The 15,897-nt window shown below is 72.9% G+C and carries 12 protein-coding genes; 5 read left to right on the forward strand and 7 right to left on the reverse strand.

Translation table 11 applies throughout. The features are described 5' to 3' along the window. The first annotated feature begins 114 nt into the window (after positions 1–114). Both O7597_RS02170 and O7597_RS02175 read left to right on the forward strand, forming a co-directional pair. Positions 115–1,026 carry an ATP-binding cassette domain-containing protein gene (locus tag O7597_RS02170; RefSeq protein WP_281581887.1) on the forward strand — a complete coding sequence of 304 codons (912 nt, stop codon included), beginning with the start codon at positions 115–117 and terminating at the stop codon, positions 1,024–1,026. Continuing rightward, positions 1,023–1,865, forward strand: coding sequence for an ABC transporter permease (locus O7597_RS02175; protein WP_281581888.1), 843 nt, complete (start codon positions 1,023–1,025; stop codon positions 1,863–1,865). The genes O7597_RS02170 and O7597_RS02175 overlap by 4 nt, the downstream gene beginning before the upstream one ends. Positions 1,866–1,968: 103 nt before the next feature. On the opposite strand, the gene leuS is transcribed toward O7597_RS02175, so the two are convergent. The 7 genes from leuS to mbhE all read right to left on the reverse strand — a co-directional run bounded on the left by leuS (position 1,969) and on the right by mbhE (position 10,663). Continuing rightward, complete coding sequence (gene leuS / locus O7597_RS02180; protein WP_281581889.1) at positions 1,969–4,800, reverse strand: leucine--tRNA ligase; 2,832 nt, start codon at positions 4,798–4,800, stop codon at positions 1,969–1,971. A gap of 231 nt (positions 4,801–5,031) precedes the next feature. Beyond that, positions 5,032–5,394 carry a monovalent cation/H(+) antiporter subunit G gene (gene mnhG, locus O7597_RS02185; RefSeq protein ID WP_269737484.1) on the reverse strand — a complete coding sequence of 121 codons (363 nt, stop codon included), beginning with the start codon at positions 5,392–5,394 and terminating at the stop codon, positions 5,032–5,034. Next, positions 5,391–5,648 carry a monovalent cation/H+ antiporter complex subunit F gene (locus tag O7597_RS02190; RefSeq protein ID WP_269738660.1) on the reverse strand — a complete coding sequence of 86 codons (258 nt, stop codon included), beginning with the start codon at positions 5,646–5,648 and terminating at the stop codon, positions 5,391–5,393. Before O7597_RS02190 ends, mnhG begins: the two co-directional genes overlap by 4 nt. A gap of 2 nt (positions 5,649–5,650) precedes the next feature. Next, positions 5,651–6,067, reverse strand: coding sequence for a Na+/H+ antiporter subunit E (locus O7597_RS02195; protein WP_269737485.1), 417 nt, complete (start codon positions 6,065–6,067; stop codon positions 5,651–5,653). Beyond that, positions 6,064–7,527: a proton-conducting transporter membrane subunit gene (locus O7597_RS02200; protein WP_281581890.1), complete on the reverse strand. Its 1,464-nt coding sequence runs from the start codon at positions 7,525–7,527 to the stop codon at positions 6,064–6,066. Before O7597_RS02200 ends, O7597_RS02195 begins: the two co-directional genes overlap by 4 nt. Continuing rightward, complete coding sequence (locus O7597_RS02205; protein WP_269737487.1) at positions 7,524–7,913, reverse strand: sodium:proton antiporter; 390 nt, start codon at positions 7,911–7,913, stop codon at positions 7,524–7,526. The genes O7597_RS02200 and O7597_RS02205 overlap by 4 nt, the downstream gene beginning before the upstream one ends. After that, complete coding sequence (gene mbhE / locus O7597_RS02210; RefSeq protein ID WP_281581891.1) at positions 7,910–10,663, reverse strand: hydrogen gas-evolving membrane-bound hydrogenase subunit E; 2,754 nt, start codon at positions 10,661–10,663, stop codon at positions 7,910–7,912. The genes O7597_RS02205 and mbhE overlap by 4 nt, the downstream gene beginning before the upstream one ends. Positions 10,664–10,918: 255 nt before the next feature. Between mbhE and O7597_RS02215 the strand changes: the two genes are divergently transcribed. The 3 genes from O7597_RS02215 to O7597_RS02225 are packed head-to-tail and all read left to right on the forward strand — an operon-like array spanning position 10,919 to position 15,759. Beyond that, positions 10,919–11,971, forward strand: a complete 1,053-nt coding sequence (locus tag O7597_RS02215; RefSeq protein WP_164449198.1) for a MoxR family ATPase — start codon at positions 10,919–10,921, stop codon at positions 11,969–11,971. Between the two features lies 1 nt (position 11,972). Further along, positions 11,973–13,271 carry a DUF58 domain-containing protein gene (locus tag O7597_RS02220; protein ID WP_269737489.1) on the forward strand — a complete coding sequence of 433 codons (1,299 nt, stop codon included), beginning with the start codon at positions 11,973–11,975 and terminating at the stop codon, positions 13,269–13,271. Positions 13,272–13,287: 16 nt separating this feature from the next. Further along, positions 13,288–15,759, forward strand: coding sequence for a DUF3488 and transglutaminase-like domain-containing protein (locus O7597_RS02225; RefSeq protein WP_269737490.1), 2,472 nt, complete (start codon positions 13,288–13,290; stop codon positions 15,757–15,759). Positions 15,760–15,897 lie beyond the last annotated feature (138 nt).

A 15,897-nucleotide genomic window follows, 5' to 3' on the forward strand; every position in this document is an offset into this window, starting at 1 on the left:
GCCGCGCCGCGCCAGCATCGGCCCGGGGGCGTACGCCCGCAGGCCACCACCCAGGCACCCGGTACGGCCGGCGGGTCGACGCGGCAGCGCCCGGCGACCGGCAGCGTGCACGGCATGATCGAATTTGATGGCCTGGCCCGGCGGTACGGACGCATCACCGCCGTGGACGGACTGACCCTGACCGTCCGCCCCGGCCGGGTGACCGGCTTCCTCGGCCCGAACGGCGCCGGCAAGTCCACCACCCTGCGCATGGTGCTCGGGCTGACCACGCCGACCAGCGGCACCGTCACGGTGGCTGGCGTCCGGTTCCGGGACCTTGCCCGGGGGCTACGGCACGCCGGCGCGCTGCTCGACGCCGGGGACGTGCACGCCGGGCGCAGCGCACGGGCGCACCTGACGGCCCTCGCCCGCGGCAACGGCATCGGCACCCGGCGGGCCGACGAGGTCCTGGGCCTGGTCGGCCTCGACGACGCCGCGAACCGCCGGGTCGGCCGGTTCTCGCTCGGCATGCGGCAACGCCTCGGTATCGCCGCCGCGCTGCTGGGTGACCCGCCCGTGCTGATGTTCGACGAGCCGTTCAACGGTCTCGACCCGGAAGGGGTGCGCTGGGTGCGCGAACTGTTCCGACGGCTCGCCGCCGAGGGTCGCACCGTCTTCGTCTCCAGTCACCTGATGGGCGAGGTCGAGCACTGCGCCGACCATCTCGTCGTCATCGGCCGGGGCCGGCTGGTCGCCGACGAGTCCCTGAACGACTTCGCCGCCCGCGCCGGCCGGGCCGAGGTCGTCCTGCGTACCCCCGAACCGGCCGCCCTGACCTCGGCTCTGGTGGACGTCGGCGCGGACGTGCGGCCGGATGCCGATGGCGCGCTCGCCGTCAGCGGGGTGGACGCGGAACGGATCGGCGACCTGGCCCTCGGCCTGCGGATCCCGCTGCACCAGTTGACCACCCGCACCGCCTCACTGGAGGAGGCCTTCATGGCACTCACCGCCGCCGACGTCGAGTACGCCGCCGGGGAGACCCGATGACCACCGCGACCCGACCCGCCACGCGCACCAGCCCGACCCACCCGGCCCGCTACCGCGACCTGCTCGCCGCCGAATGGATCAAACTCTGGTCGCTGCGCTCCACCTGGGCGGCGTTCGCCCTGATCCTGCTCGCCATGGTCGGCCTCGCCGGCCACGCCGCGCTGGCCACCCACGCGGGCTGGCCGGACTGGTCGGCCGAGCAGCGGGCGCTGCGTTACCCGCTCTGGGACGCCTTTCCCACCGAGGCTCAGATGTTCGTCGTCCTCGCGGCCAGTGGTGTCGGCGCGGTCGCGATTGGCGGTGAGTACGCCTCCGGGCTGATGCGCACCACGTTCGCGGCCGTCCCCCGGCGCCACGCCGTGGCCGCCGCGAAGCTGACCGTGCTGACCGGCGTGCTCACGCTGCTGGGAACGCTGGGCGCGGCGGCGGCGTTCGCGGTCTCGCAGGCGATCCTCGCCGACGTCGACGCGAACATGTCCATCGGCGATCCCGGCGCGCTGCGCGGCATCGCCGCCTCCGCCCTGCTGGTGCCGCTCTGCGCGCTGGTCGGCATGGCTCTCGCGGCGGTGATCCGGCACACCGCACCCGCGATCGTCACCGCCGCGACGCTGCTGCTCCTGCTGCCCACCGCCGTCGACGAGGATGAACGCTGGAGCGCGATGATCCGGCACGCCATGCTGGTGCCCGCGTGGCAGCGGTTGCGGGATCCGAACGGCCCCCCGCCGTGGCTGACCGACATCCACCCCGCCACCGTCTCCGGCGCCTGGACCACCTACACCGCCTGGGCCGCCCTGACCGCCCTGATCACCACCCTCGCCCTGACCCGCCGCACCCCCTGACCCACCGCACCCCACCTTCCGCCCAGCGTTGATCATGAGGTTGACGGCAACAGTTGATCTTCAAATTGCCGCCAACCTCATGATCAACGAGAAAGGACGTGGGTTAGAGGACGATGGAGACCATGCGGGTGGGGATGACGATGACCTTGCGGGGTTGGGTGCCGGCCAGGGTGGTGGCGACGGCTTCCAGGGCCGCCTGCCGTACGTCGTCCTCGCTGGCGTCGGCGGGGACCTCGACGCGGGCCCGGACCTTGCCGTTGATCTGCACCGGGTAGGTGACCGTCTCGGCGACCAGCAGCGCCGGGTCGGCGACCGGGAAGTCCGCGTACGTCAGCGAGGTGGCGTGGCCCAGCCGCTGCCACAGCTCCTCGGCGACGTGCGGAGCGAACGGCGCGACCATCAGCACCAACGGCTCGGCCACCTCGCGCGGAGTACCCGCCAGCCGGGTCACCCCGTTGGTCAGCTCGATCAGCTTGGCGATCGCGGTGTTGAACCGGATCTGTTCCATGTCGCCCCGGACACCGTCGATCACCTTGTGCAGCAGCCGCCGGGTCTGCTCGTCGGCCGGGTCGTCGGTGACCCGGGACTCGCCGGTCCGCTCGTCGACGATCGCCCGCCAGACCCGTTGCAGGAACCGGTAGGAGCCGACCACCGCCCGGGTCTCCCACGGGCGGGACACCTCCAGCGGGCCCATCGACATCTCGTACACCCGGAACGTGTCGGCGCCGTAGGCGGCACACATCTCGTCCGGGGTGACCACGTTCTTCAGGGACTTGCCCATCTTGCCGTACTCGCGGTTGACCTGGACGTCACCCAGGAAGAAGCCGCCGTCGCGCTCGGCGACCTCCTCCGCCGGCACGTACGCGCCCCGGGCGTCGGTGTACGCGTACGCCTGGATGTAGCCCTGGTTGAACAGCTTGCGGAACGGCTCGAACGACGACACGTGGCCCAGGTCGTACAGCACCTTGTGCCAGAACCGGGCGTACAGCAGGTGCAGCACGGCGTGTTCGGCACCGCCGACGTACAGGTCCACACCGCCGCAGTCGCCCTCGCCACGCGGGCCCATCCAGTACCGCTCGTTGTCCGCGTCGACGAACCGGTCACCGTTGGTCGGGTCCAGGTAGCGCAGCTCGTACCAGCAGGAGCCGGCCCACTGCGGCATCACGTTCGTCTCCCGGGTGTAGCGCTTCGGGCCGTCACCCAGGTCCAGCTCGACCTCGACCCAGTCCCGGCGGCGCGACAGCGGCGTCTCCGGGTTGCTGTTCGCGTCCTCCGGGTCGAAGGTGCGCGGGGAGAAGTCGTCCACCTCGGGCAGCTCGACCGGCAGCATCTCCTCCGGCAGCGCCACGGCCGCGCCGTCGGCGTCGTAGACGATCGGGAACGGTTCACCCCAGTAGCGCTGCCGGCTGAACAGCCAGTCCCGCAGCCGGTAGGTCACCGCGCCCTGGCCGTTGCCGGTCTCCTCCAGCCAGGCGATGATCCGGGCCTTGGCGTCGGCCACCCCCAGGCCGTTCAGGTCCAGGCCGCGCTCGGGCGCGGCGCTGTTCATCGCCGGCCCGTCCCCGGTGTACGCCTTGCCGTCGAAGCCCTCCGACGGCTGCACGGTACGCACGATCGGCAGCTCGAAGACCTCGGCGAACTCCCAGTCCCGCTCGTCCTGGGCGGGCACCGCCATGATCGCGCCGGTGCCGTAGCCGGCCAGCACGTAGTCGGCGATGAAGATCGGGATCTGCCCACCGGTGACCGGGTTGGTGGCGTACGCGCCGGTGAAGACGCCGGTCTTCTCCTTCGTCTCGGCCTGCCGCTCCACGTCGGTCTTGGCCGCCGCCGCCTTGCGGTACGCCTCGACGGCCTCCCGCGGGCCGCCGTGCCCGCCGGTCCACGCGTCCCGGGTGCCCGCCGGCCAGGCCGCCGGCACCAGCGTGTCGACCAGCTCGTGCTCCGGGGCCAGCACCATGTAGGTGGCGCCGAAGACGGTGTCGGGCCGGGTCGTGAACACCCGGATCGCCGCCGCCGGGGTCGGGGTCGGGAAGTCGATGTGCGCGCCCTGCGACCGGCCGATCCAGTTGCGCTGCATCAGCTTGATCGGCTCGGGCCAGTCCAGCTTGTCCAGGTCGTCCAACAGCCGGTCACCGTACGCGGTGATCCGCATCATCCACTGCTTCAGGTTGCGCTTGAAGACCGGGAAGTTGCCCCGCTCGGAGCGACCGTCGGCGGTGACCTCCTCGTTGGCCAGCACCGTGCCCAGCCCCGGACACCAGTTGACCGGCGCCTGCGACACGTACGCCAGGCGGTGGTCGTCGACGACGGCGCGTCGCTCGGCGGCCGACAGCTCGGCCCACGGCCGGCCGTCCGGGGTGCGCCGCACGCCCCCGGCGAACTCGGCGATCAGCTCGCTGATCGGCCGGGCCCGGCCGGCCTCGCGGTCGTACCAGGAGTTGAAGATCTGCAGAAAGATCCACTGGGTCCAGCGGTAGAAGTCGGTGTCGATGGTCGCCACCGAGCGCCGCTGGTCGTGGGCCAGTCCCAGCCGGCGCAGCTGCGCCCGGTACCGGTCGATGTTGGCCTCGGTGGTGGTCCGCGGGTGGGTGCCGGTCTGCACGGCGTACTGCTCGGCGGGCAGCCCGAACGCGTCGAAGCCCATCGCGTGCAGCACGTTACGGCCGGCCATCCGCTGGTACCGGGCGAAGCAGTCGGTGCCGATGTAGCCCAGCGGGTGCCCGACGTGCAGTCCGGCCCCGGACGGGTACGGGAACATGTCCAGCACGTACAGCTTCTCGGCGCCGGAGCGCGGGTGGCCCGGGTCGGCCAGCAGGCCGGACGGGTTCGGCGCGTGGAAGGCACCCTCCCGTTCCCAACGGTCCTGCCAACGGCGTTCGATCTCGTCGGCCAGTGCCGCGGTGTACCGGAACGGTGGGACGTCTGCCTCGGTCATGGCCTTCTCCTCGCGTCGCTCGGCGGAGTCTGTCGGAGTGCTGGCTGGTCTCGGGTCTGCCTCGACGGCCCGTTGCGGGCCGGCGGCGGGCACGAAAAAGCCCCTCACGCAGGAGGGGCCGCCGTGCTGTCGCGCGTTCAGCGCATCAGCACGGCCCGGTAAGAAGCAGGAAGACTCCGGCCATGTCCGGCAGTGTACCGCGCGTGGCGGGTGGCCGCCGTCGACCACCCCTCAGACCGGGTCGCGGGGCTGCTCGTCGCCACCCCCGCCGGCCCGGCCGCCGAGCTCGTCGTAGCGGGTGACCGGGGCCAGCGGGGCCCCGGACCGGTAGGCGGCCCGCGCCAGCGCGTAACCGCCGATCGGTGCCGTGAACAGTTGCAGCCCGACGGCGGCCAGGACCACCACCGCGGTACGCCAACCCGGTATCAGCAGCAGCACGCCGAGCAGCACGCAGCTCACCCCGAGGCTGGCCGCCTTGGCCACGGAGTTCATCCGGTGGTAGACGTCCGGCAGGCGGATCAGGCCGACCGCGCTGATCGCGATCAGCGCGGTGCCGAGCAGCAGCAGCGCCGACGCCAGCGAGATCCGGATCATCGCTGCCTCCGGTGCACCAGCCGGGCCATCGCCACCGTCGCGAGGAAACTCACCAGGGTGCCGGTCAGCACCAGGTCGAGCAGGTCGGGGGCGTGCAGCCGGGCGGCGAGCACCGCCAGGGCCGCCAGGAAGACGAAGAAGCCGAGATCCAGTGCGGCCGCCCGGTCGGCGTCGGTCGGACCGACCACCAGCCGGACGATCACCACCGTCATCGAGCCGGCGAGGACCACGAGCACCACGTCGAGCAGGATCATCGTCACCGCCGGACCACCTCCGTACGACCGGCGTCGGGACCGTCCGGGTGGGCGGCCGGGCGCAGCGCGGCCAGCAGCCGCCACTCCAGGTCGGTCACCGCCCGCCGGAACGCCACCGGGTCGGCGGCGTACATGCCGTGTACCCACAGCGCGGCGGTGGGTGCCCGGTGCACGCTCAGGGTCAGCGTGCCCGGGGTCAGGCTCACCGCCAGCGCCACCGCCGCCACCTCCGTGTCGGTGGCCGCCCGCAGCGGCACCCGCACCACCGCGGGCGCCAGCCGGGAACCCGGGGTGAGGATCTCCCAGGCCACGGCGAGGTTCGCCTGGACCAGCCGGACGGCGAAGTAGCCGGCGAACCGCAGGACGCGTCGGACCCGGACCGCCGTGCGGCGGGGAATCGTCATCGTGTCGCTGCTCATCGCCCGGTCACCGCCCGCACGTAGCCCGCCGGGTCGCGCAGCCCGGCCGCCGCCGTGTCGGCGAGGACCAGCAGCGGTGCGGCGGCCAACCCGGCCGCCAGGGAGAGACCGGCCAGCGCCAGCGGCGGGCCGACAAGTGTCGGTCCGATCCGCCGGGCCACGGTCGACGAGGCCGGCGGGTCGCCGGTGAACAGCGCGCTCCAGATCTTCACCATGGACAGCAGGGTGACCAGGCTGACCAGCACCGCGACGGTCATCGCCAGCCAGGCACCGGTCTCCGCGGTGGCCCGCAGCAGCAGGAACTTCGCCAGGAACCCGGAGAACGGCGGCAGGCCGGCCAGCGACAGCGCCGCCCCGGCGAAGGCCAGGGCGAGCGCGGGACGTTGCCCGGCCAGACCACCGGAGCCGTCGAGCCGGTCGGTACCCCGGCCGGCCCGTACCGCTGCCGCGCACAGGAACAACGCCGCCTTCACCAGGATGTACTGGGCCAGGTAGTAGACCGCCGCGGCCAGCGCGGCGGCGGTGAACAGGGCCACGCCGAGCAGCACGTAGCCGAGCTGGCTGACCATGTGGAAGGTCAGGATCCGCCGCATCGAGTTCTCGCCGACAGCGCCGAGCACGCCGACCACCATCGACAGCAGCGCCACCGCGCCGAGCAGCCAGCGGTATCCGGGATCACCGCCGTACACCACCGCGTAGATCCGGATCACCGCGTAGAGGCCGACCTTGGTCAGCAGCCCGGAGAAGAGCGCCACCACCACCGGCGAGGCCACCGGATAGGTGCGCGGCAGCCAGTCGTGCAGCGGCACCAGCGCGCTCTTGACGCCGAGGGCGAGCAGCACCACCCCGCAGGCGACCGCGACCGTCGGTTCGTCCCGTGCCGCGCCGGCCAGGTCACCCAGCCCGACCACTCCGGTGGTGCTGTAGACAAATGCCACCCCGGCCAGCAGCAGGGTGGAGCCGAGCAGGTTGGTGGCGACGTACACCCGTCCCGCGCCGCCGCGCCCGACCCCGCCGGCCAGGCTCAACAGCACGTACGAGGGCACCAGCATGACCTCGATCAGCACGAAGAGGTTGAACAGGTCGGTGGTGAGGAACGCGCCGCCGGCCCCGGCGGAGAGCACCAGCGCCAGCGGCAGGAAATACGGACGACGGTCGTCTCCGGTGCCGACGGCGGCGACGAGGCAGCCGAGCACCACCAGCGCCGTCACCGTGACCAGCAGGGCGCTGAGCGCGTCCGCCGCCAGGCTGATGGCGATCGGTCCGGGCCAGCCACCGACGCGCAGCACGACCAGCGCGCCCCCACTGGTCCGCGCCAGCAGGACCAGGCCGGCCACCAGCACCACCGTCATGGTGGCGAACGCGCCGACCCGATGCGGGCCGGGGCGGTTCGGCAGGGCGAGCAGCACCCCGGCGACCAGCAGCGGCCCGACCACCGGGATCAGGAGAAGACCACTCACCGCCGCCGCCCCGTGGTGCCGCGCCCGCCCGCCGCACCGGTGCCGTCGCCGCCGGACTCGGTGTCGCCGCCGTCGTCGTCCGCGGGATCCGCACCGCTGGCCGGCCCGCCTGCGCCGCGCCGCAGCAGGCCGAGCAGGTGGATGGTGACCCCGAAGGTGATCACGATGGCGGTCAGCACGAACGCCTGCGGCAACGGGTCGGCGGTGTCCGGGCCCACCTCCTGCAGCGCCGGGGTCCGCCGGCCGAGCCCACCGGCGGCCAGCAGCACCACGTTGACGGCGTGGCCGAGCAGCACGAAGCCCAGCACCACGCGCAGCAGCCCCGGCCGTAGCAGCAGGAACACCCCGGCGGCGACCAGGACGCCGACCACGAACGCGGCGCTCACCGGGCACCTCCGGTCTCCGGCAGGTCGGCCGGCTGGGCCGGCGGTACGCCGAGGCGGCGCACCGCGGCCACCACCAGCGCCAGGACCATCAGGTAGATCCCGAGGTCGAACAGCAGTGACGTGGACAGCGACGGCAGCGGATCCGGTGTGGTGAGGGTGAGCGGCGTGAGCGGCGACCGACGTGCGGCCAGCGGCACCAGAGCGGCGACCGTGGCGGTCAGCAGCCCCGCCGCCGCCAGCGGCGCCGACCTGAGGCGGCCCAGCAGCGGCGCCCCGCCGGGGTGCGCCAACTGGCCGAGCCCGACGGCGGTGCCCGCCAGCAGCGCCCCGATGAAGCCGCCGCCGGTCTCCTCGTGTCCACGCAGGAACAGCACCGCCGAGGCGAGCAGCATCACCGGCGCGAGCACCCGGTAGGCGAGGCCCAGCACCAGGTCGTCGCCGGCTGGCCCGGTCCTGGCCGGCTCGACCGGCCGACCGGCGGCGAGCCGGACCAGTCCGAGCGCCACCACCGCGAGCACCACCGCCTCACCGAGGGTGTCCAGGGCCCGGAAATCCACCAGGATGGTGTTCACGACGTTGGCGCCGCCGGTCAGTTCCTCCGCCCGGTCGAGGTACCACCGACCGGGGTCGGACAGCCGGTCGGGTCCGGTCAGCACGGCCGTACCCGCGGCCGCCGCGCCACCCGTGGCGACCGCGAGCAGGGCCGCGCCGGTGACCGACGAGCGTCGCCCGACGGGGGCGAGCCGGCGCGGCTGCTGCCGCAGCGCCAGCATGACGACCACCGCGGTCAGCACCTCCACCAGCATCAGGGTCAACGCCACGTCGGGTGCGCCGAGGGTCAGGAACCACGCCGACAACAGCAGCCCCACCACTCCGGTGAGCCCGATCGCGGCCAGCGCGGAGCGCGCCACCAGCAGCCCGGCGAGCGCCGTCACGAGCAGCCCCAGCAGCAGCCAGTCACCGGGCCGGGCCGGGTCACCGCCGAGGCCGGCCGGGACGTCGGGCAGCGCCACCGCGGCGACCGCGGCCAGCGCCACCGCCGCCAGCAACGGACGGGCCAGGTAGGGCGCCGGGTCCGGCGCGTGCGCGCTCCGGGCGACGATCGAGCCCACGTGCAGCAGCGCCTGTCGGGCCCGCTCGAACAGCGCGGCGAACGGCGGGGCGGTGGGTACGGCCCGAAGCCACCGGTCCACCCGGACCCGGCCGAGGAACATCAGCACACCCAGCAGCACGGTGAGCACGCTCAGCCCCAACGCCGGGGTGAAGCCGTGCCAGAAGGCCAGGTAGGGCGGCGTACCTTCCGGGCGGGCATCGTCTGCCGCCCGCTCCACGAGCGGGCTCAGCACGACCACCGTGGGCCCGAGCGCGGTCGCCACCAGCGCGGCCACCGCGGCCGGGGCGAGAAACGCCCAGGACGGCTCGCGCAGTTGGCGTTGCCGGGTCGGTCCCTCCACCATCCCGTGCACCAGACGGGCCGCGTACGCGAAGGTGAGCACCGAGGCGAGCACCCCGAGCCCGGCGGCGGACCAGCCCAACCACCCTCCCCCGGAGGCCCCGCCGAGGGCCTCGAAGATCGCCTCCTTGCCGACGAAGCCGATGGTGGGCGGCAGGCCGGCCATCGACATCGCCGCCAGTACGGTGAGCCAGACCGTCGCCGGCATCACCCGGTGCAGCCCGGCCAGCTCCCGCACGTCGCGGCTGCCCGCCTGATGGTCGATGATGCCGACCAGCATGAACAGGGTCGCCTTGAACAACGCGTGGGCGACGGTGTAGAGGATCGCCGCCGCGTCGGCGTCCGGTGTGCCGACGCCGATCACGCCGACCAGCAGGCCGAGCTGGCTGACCGTCGAGTACGCCAGCAGCGCCTTGAGGTCGTACTGGCGCAGTGCGAGCAGCGCGCCGAGGATCGCGGTGAGCAGCCCGACGACGATCAGCGCGCCGTCCCACGCCCAGGAGCCGCCGAACACCGCCGAGAAGCGCATCAGCAGGTAGATTCCGGCCTTCACCATCGTCGCCGCGTGCAGGTACGCGCTCACCGGCGTGATCGCCACCATCGCGCCCGGCAGCCAGAAATGGAACGGCAGCTGCGCGGACTTGGTGAACGCCGCGACGATCACCAGCGTGCCCACCGCCCAGGCCGGTCCGCCGTTCAGCCGCTCCGGCTCGGCCACGATGGTGTCCAGGCTGGTGGTGCCGAGGTGCACCGCCAGCAGCACGATCGCGGTCAGCAGCGCCAGACCGCCGGTGACGGTGACCAGCAACGCCCGCACGGCCGGTCCGGTGGCCGCCGGCCGGCCGCCCTGCCCGATCAGGACGAAGGAGAGAATCGAGGTGAGCTCCCAGAAGACGAAGAGCACCAGCAGGTCGTCGGCGAGGACCAGGCCCAGCATCGCGGCGGCGAAGAGGGTCATCGTGACGTACACCCGCTCCTGCTCCACCTCGGTGCCGTCGAGGTAGCGGGGGCAGTAGGCCATGATGAGCGCGCCCACCCCCAGGGCCAGCAACGCGAAGACCAACCCCAGCGCGTCCATCCGCAACGCGGCGTGGACCTCCGGTCCGGGCAGCCACCGCCACGCCACGGCGACCTCCCGGTCGTCGAGGATCACCGGCAACCGGCTGAGCAGCAGTGCCGCCCCGGCCAGGTAGCCGGCGGCCAGCGGATACCCGGCGTCGCGGCCGAAACGCCGCACCAGCAGCGGTACGCAGGCCGCCAGGCCGACCTGCCAGGCGAGCGCGGCGGCGAGGATCACCTCGTCATGTCCTCCCGTCCGGGCACGCGGATTCGGGCCCGCTTACCCGGCAGAACCGACGACATGCGCTGCGTAAATGACAAATCACTGCGTAAGCGCTCAAACACCTGCGGCGGTCGGCGTTGACGACAAACATGGTTAGCCTGAGAGGCCAGTGAGATTGCCGCGGCACATGAGGCTCGCACGTCGCGAACGAAACGGCGGGGCCAGGTGCTCTCTAGGAGAGCTGCCGTGACGGCGACGAGGAGGAGGCCCGTGACACAACAGACCTGGGACGACGTTGGCGGTCTGCTGCCGTACGACGAGTTCCGCGCCGCCAGTGACGCGATCGTTACCAACATCGAACAGGTCATCGAGGGCAAGACCGCGACCGTGCGGCTGGCGCTGGCCGTCCTGCTCGCCGAGGGTCACCTGCTCATCGAGGACGTGCCCGGCGTCGGCAAGACCAAGCTGGCCAAGGCCCTGGCCCGGTCGATCGACTGCTCGGTGCGCCGCATCCAGTTCACGCCGGACCTGCTGCCCAGCGACGTCACCGGGGTCAGCGTCTACAACCAGGAGACCCACGACTTCGAGTTCCGCCCGGGTGCCGTCTTCGCCAACCTGGTCGTCGGCGACGAGATCAACCGGGCCTCGCCGAAGACCCAGTCCGCGCTGCTGGAGTGCATGGAGGAACGGCAGGTCACCGTCGACGGCGTGACCTACCAGTTGCAGACGCCGTTCATGGTGATCGCCACCCAGAACCCGATCGAGATGGAGGGCACCTACCCGCTGCCGGAGGCGCAGCGCGACCGGTTCACCGCCCGCATCGCCATGGGATACCCGGACCCGACCGCCGAGCTGGCCATGCTCGACGGGCACGGGGCGCTCGACCCGCTTTCCGGGCTGCGGCCGGTCTCCGACGCCGACACCGTACGCCGGCTGATCGGTCACGTCCGGCAGGTGCATGTCGCCGACGCGGTCAAGCAGTACGCGGTAGACCTGGTCACCGCCACCCGCGAGTCCCCCGACCTGCGGCTGGGCGCCTCCCCCCGGTGCACTCTGCAACTGCTGCGCACCGCCCGCGCGGTGGCCGCCCTCGACGGGCGGGACTACGTCCTGCCCGACGATCTCCAGGTGCTCGCCGTGCCGGTGCTGGCGCACCGGATCATTCCCACGGCCGACGCCCAGCTCGCCCGGCGTACCACCGACGCGATCGTCGCCGACCTGGTGCACCGGTTGCCGCTGCCGCACGACCGCAAGCGCTCGCCCTACGACACCCGGCCACCGAGCGGTAACGGCCGGGCCCCCTTCGAGCCGCGGAGGCCGTGACGTGCGAGTCGGGCTGCGCGGGCTGACCACCCGCGGCCGCTCCTTCCTGGCCGCGGGGGTGGCGGCGGCCGTCTCCGCCGGCATCCTCGGCGAGAAGGACCTGCTGCGGGTGGCCGTGCTGCTGGCCGTCCTGCCGCTGCTCGCCGCGCTCTACGTCGGCCGCAGCCGCTACAAGCTCGCCTGTCACCGGTCGCTGGAGCCACACCGGGTGCCGGTCGGCGCGACCGCCCGGGTGGTGCTGCGCCTGCAGAACATGTCCCGGCTGCCCACCGGCACCCTGCTGCTGGAGGACCGGCTCCCGTACGCCCTGGGCAGCCGGCCCCGGGTGGTGCTGGAACGTCTCGGCGCACACCAGGCCAGTTCCGTGGCGTACACGGTGCGTGCCGACGTGCGGGGCCGGTACGAGGTGGGGCCGCTCGTGGTCCGGATGACCGACCCGTTCGGTCTCTGCGAACTCACCCGCGCCTTCCCCGGTACCGACCGGCTCACGGTCGTCCCGCAGGTGGTTCCGTTGCCGTCGGTGCGGCTGCCGGGTGAGTACGCCGGCAGCGGTGAGAGCCGGGCCCGCTCGGTTGCGGTGCACGGCGAGGACGACGCGGCCACCCGGGAGTACCGGCGCGGTGACGACCTGCGCCGGGTGCACTGGAAGTCGACCGCGCGCACCGGCGAGCTGATGGTGCGACGGGAGGAGCAGCCCTGGGAGAGCCGGGCGACGGTGTTGCTGGACACCCGCGCGTACGGCCACCGGGGCGACGGGCCGACGGCCAGCTTCGAGTGGGCGGTCTCCGCCGCCGCCAGCATCGCGGTACATCTGCGCCAGGCCGGCTACAAGCTTCGCCTGGTGACCGGCTCGGGCGCGGACGTCGACGCCACCGAGGGCGCCGGCGACGGCCTGCTGCTCGACCAGCTCGCCGAGGTCAGGCTCGACCAGCGGGTCGAGATCACCACCCTGGTGCAGCACGTCCGGCAGCGCGCCGACGGCGGGCTGATCATCGGCCTGTTCGGGTCGCTGAGCACCGCCGAGGCGGAAGTGCTGGCCGGGCTGCGGGCCAACGGCGCCACCTGTGTCTGCTTCCTGCTGGACAGCTCCGCCTGGCTGAACCTGCCGACGCCCGCGCGGGCGGAGGCCGATCAGGCGCACGACACCGCGGCACTGGCGCTGCTGCATTCCGGCTGGCGGGTGATCGGCGTCGACCACGGCGGCCGGCTACCGGCGCTCTGGCCGCAGGCCGGGCGGGGCTCGCAGGGGTTCGCGCTACGGGCGGCGATGGCCGAGACCGTGGCCGGTGGCGTGCGATGAACGGAAGGTCCCCCTCATGATCGCCCATCGGAACCTGGGCCTGGTGGCCGCCGGCGCGACGCTGCTCGCGGCGGCGCCGCTGTCGGCCATCTTCGAACGCTGGACGTGGCTGGTCCAGGCGGTCATCGCGGTGGCCGCGGTGGCGGCCGCGGCGGCGCTGGCCCGCCTCGGCCGGACCCCGCTGTGGGTCCAGATCCTGGCCATGGTCGGCGGCCTCACCCTCGCCCTGACCTGGCTGTTCCCCAGCGGCAGCGAACTGCTGGCGGTGCTGCCCACCCCGGCCACCTTCGGGCACTTCGCCGAGCTGCTCGGCAACTCGGTCGAGGACATGCGCTCCCACGGCGTGAAGGTCCCGGACACCGACCCGCTGCTGTTCGTCACGGTGCTCGGCATCGGCGGGGTGGCGGTGCTGGTGGACGTGCTCTGCGTCGGGCTGCGCCGCCCCGCCCTGGCCGGTCTGCCCATGCTTGCCATCTACTCGGTGCCGGTGGCGGTCTACGTGGACAGCGTTCCACCGGTGCCGTTCGCGATCGGCGCCGCCGGTTTCCTCTGGTTGCTGGTCACCGACAACGTGGACCGGGTCCGCCGGTTCGGCCGCCGGTTCACCGGAGACGGCCGCGACGTCGACGTCTGGGAGTCGTCGCCGCTGGCCGCCGCCGGCCGCCGCCTGGCGGTGGTGGGCCTCGCGCTGGCCGTGCTGGTGCCGTTGGCCGTGCCCGGGATGACCGCCGGGCTGATGACCACCCTCAACTCCGGCACCGGCTCCGGCATCGGTCCCGGGTTCGGCGGCTCACCCGGTCGGGTCGACCTCTTCGCCGCGCTCAGCGGGCAGCTCAACCAGTCCCAGGTGACCGACCTGGTGACCGTCACCACCACCGAGGAGGAGCCCTTCTACCTGCGCTTCGGCGTCGCCGACGACCTGCGTGCCGACGGCTTCCGGGTGCGCGGCCCCAATGGCAGGCGGGTCAACGGCGACCTGCCCGATCCCTCGGGTCGCTCGGTGCCGGGCGTCCAACGCACCCGGCAACGGGCCACCGTGCAGGTCAGCCGGGAGCTGAACATGCCGCTGCTGCCGGTCTACGCCGAGCCGGTCAGCTTCGCCGAGTTGGGCAACAGCTGGTTCTACGACCCGAACCTGCAGGTCGTCTTCTCCAACCGGGAGAACTCCCGGGGCAAGGAGTACTCCTTCGACTACGTGCGCTCGTCGTACAGCCCGCAGGCGCTGCGACGGGCCCGACCGCTGCCGGCGGACCTGCCGCTGCGCCGGCAGCAGACCGTGACGCCGGACGTGCCGGAGGTCCGCACCCTGGTGGAGGACCTGATCCGGGGGGCACGCACCGAGTACGACAAGGTGCGGGCCATCTACGACTACTTCTCCGAGGACAACGGCTTCAGCTACCGGCTCAGCACCGAGCAGGGCACCAGTGGCCAGGCGATTCTCGACTTCCTGCAGAACAAGGTCGGCTACTGCCAGCAGTACGCCGCGGCGTTGGCCTGGATGGTCCGCGACGCGGGTATCCCGGCCCGGGTCGCCTTCGGGTTCACCAACGGGAGCCGGCGCAGCGACGACACTCTCACCTTGACCAACCGCAACCTGCACGCCTGGACCGAGGTCTACTTCGACCAGATCGGCTGGGTGCCCTTCGACGCCACCCCGGCCTACGGCGTGCCGGGTTCGACCCGCTCGGCCTGGGCGCCGGACGTGGACGCCCCGGAGGAGAGCACGCCGCAGGGCGGCACGTCGGACACCCCCGACGAGACGGATCCGTCGGCCGACGCGGAGCAGGGACCGAACCAGTTCGAGGAGGGCGAGGACCCGGGCGCGGCGGCCGGCTCCGACACTCCCGCCGAGCAGCGGCCCCGCTGGCCGTGGCTGGTCGCCGCCAGCGTCCTGACGCTGCTGGTGTTGCTCGCCGTGCCCGCACTGCGCCGGCTCGCCCTGCGTCGCCGTCGGGGCCGGCCGGCACCGGTGGTACGGACGGTCGACGCGTCGGACGCGACCCCGTCCGCGACCGGTCAACCGGTCATGGTGGTCGCCACCGATCCGGACCGGGCGCGGGCCGACGCGCACGCCGCCTGGGACGAACTGATCGACACGCTCGTCGACTACCGGATCGGGGTGGACCGGACCGAGACCCCACGCGCCACGGCGGAGCGGCTGGCCCGGGAGCGGCTGGCCACGCAGGACGACGCCGGGTCGGCGGTACGCCTGCTCGGTCGGGCGGAGGAGCGGGCCCGTTACGCCCGGGACCCGTTGACCGGCGAACCGCTGCCGGCGGCCCTGCGGACGGTGCGCGGCGCACTCGCCGGGCAGGCGGATCGGCGGACCCGCCTGGTGGCGACCGTGCTGCCGCCGTCGGTGTTGTCCCGGTGGCGCACGGCCATCGCGGACAACTCGTCCCGACTGGTCAACTCGGCCGGGCAGGTGCGCCGCAGGCTGCTGCGATTCAGTCCGCGCCGGCTGATCGCCAGCCGCGCGAGTCGATGATCTGGGTTGCCGGCGAGACGTGTGGGGCCGAGCAGTGTTGTGAAGGAGTGTGACGGGTAAACCCGGTTCGGTTTTCGCGACACGTGTCAGGGTGACAGGAAATGTCACCCTGACATGTTCGTTGAATGCGCCGTCCGC

Source organism: Verrucosispora sp. WMMC514 (genome assembly GCF_027497295.1).
Classification (GTDB): Bacteria; Actinomycetota; Actinomycetes; order Mycobacteriales; family Micromonosporaceae; genus Micromonospora; species Micromonospora palythoicola.

What these genes read in the sequence shown, in the direction of transcription:
- O7597_RS02195 (WP_269737485.1), bottom strand. Translation starts at nt 6,067, where the DNA reads ATGAGCAGCGACACGATGACGATTCCCCGCCGCACGGCGGTCCGGGTC.
- O7597_RS02225 (WP_269737490.1), top strand. Translation starts at nt 13,288, where the DNA reads ATGATCGCCCATCGGAACCTGGGCCTGGTGGCCGCCGGCGCGACGCTG.
- O7597_RS02190 (WP_269738660.1), bottom strand. Translation starts at nt 5,648, where the DNA reads ATGATCCTGCTCGACGTGGTGCTCGTGGTCCTCGCCGGCTCGATGACG.
- O7597_RS02175 (WP_281581888.1), top strand. Translation starts at nt 1,023, where the DNA reads ATGACCACCGCGACCCGACCCGCCACGCGCACCAGCCCGACCCACCCG.
- O7597_RS02170 (WP_281581887.1), top strand. Translation starts at nt 115, where the DNA reads ATGATCGAATTTGATGGCCTGGCCCGGCGGTACGGACGCATCACCGCC.
- leuS (WP_281581889.1), bottom strand. Translation starts at nt 4,800, where the DNA reads ATGACCGAGGCAGACGTCCCACCGTTCCGGTACACCGCGGCACTGGCC.
- mnhG (WP_269737484.1), bottom strand. Translation starts at nt 5,394, where the DNA reads ATGATCCGGATCTCGCTGGCGTCGGCGCTGCTGCTGCTCGGCACCGCG.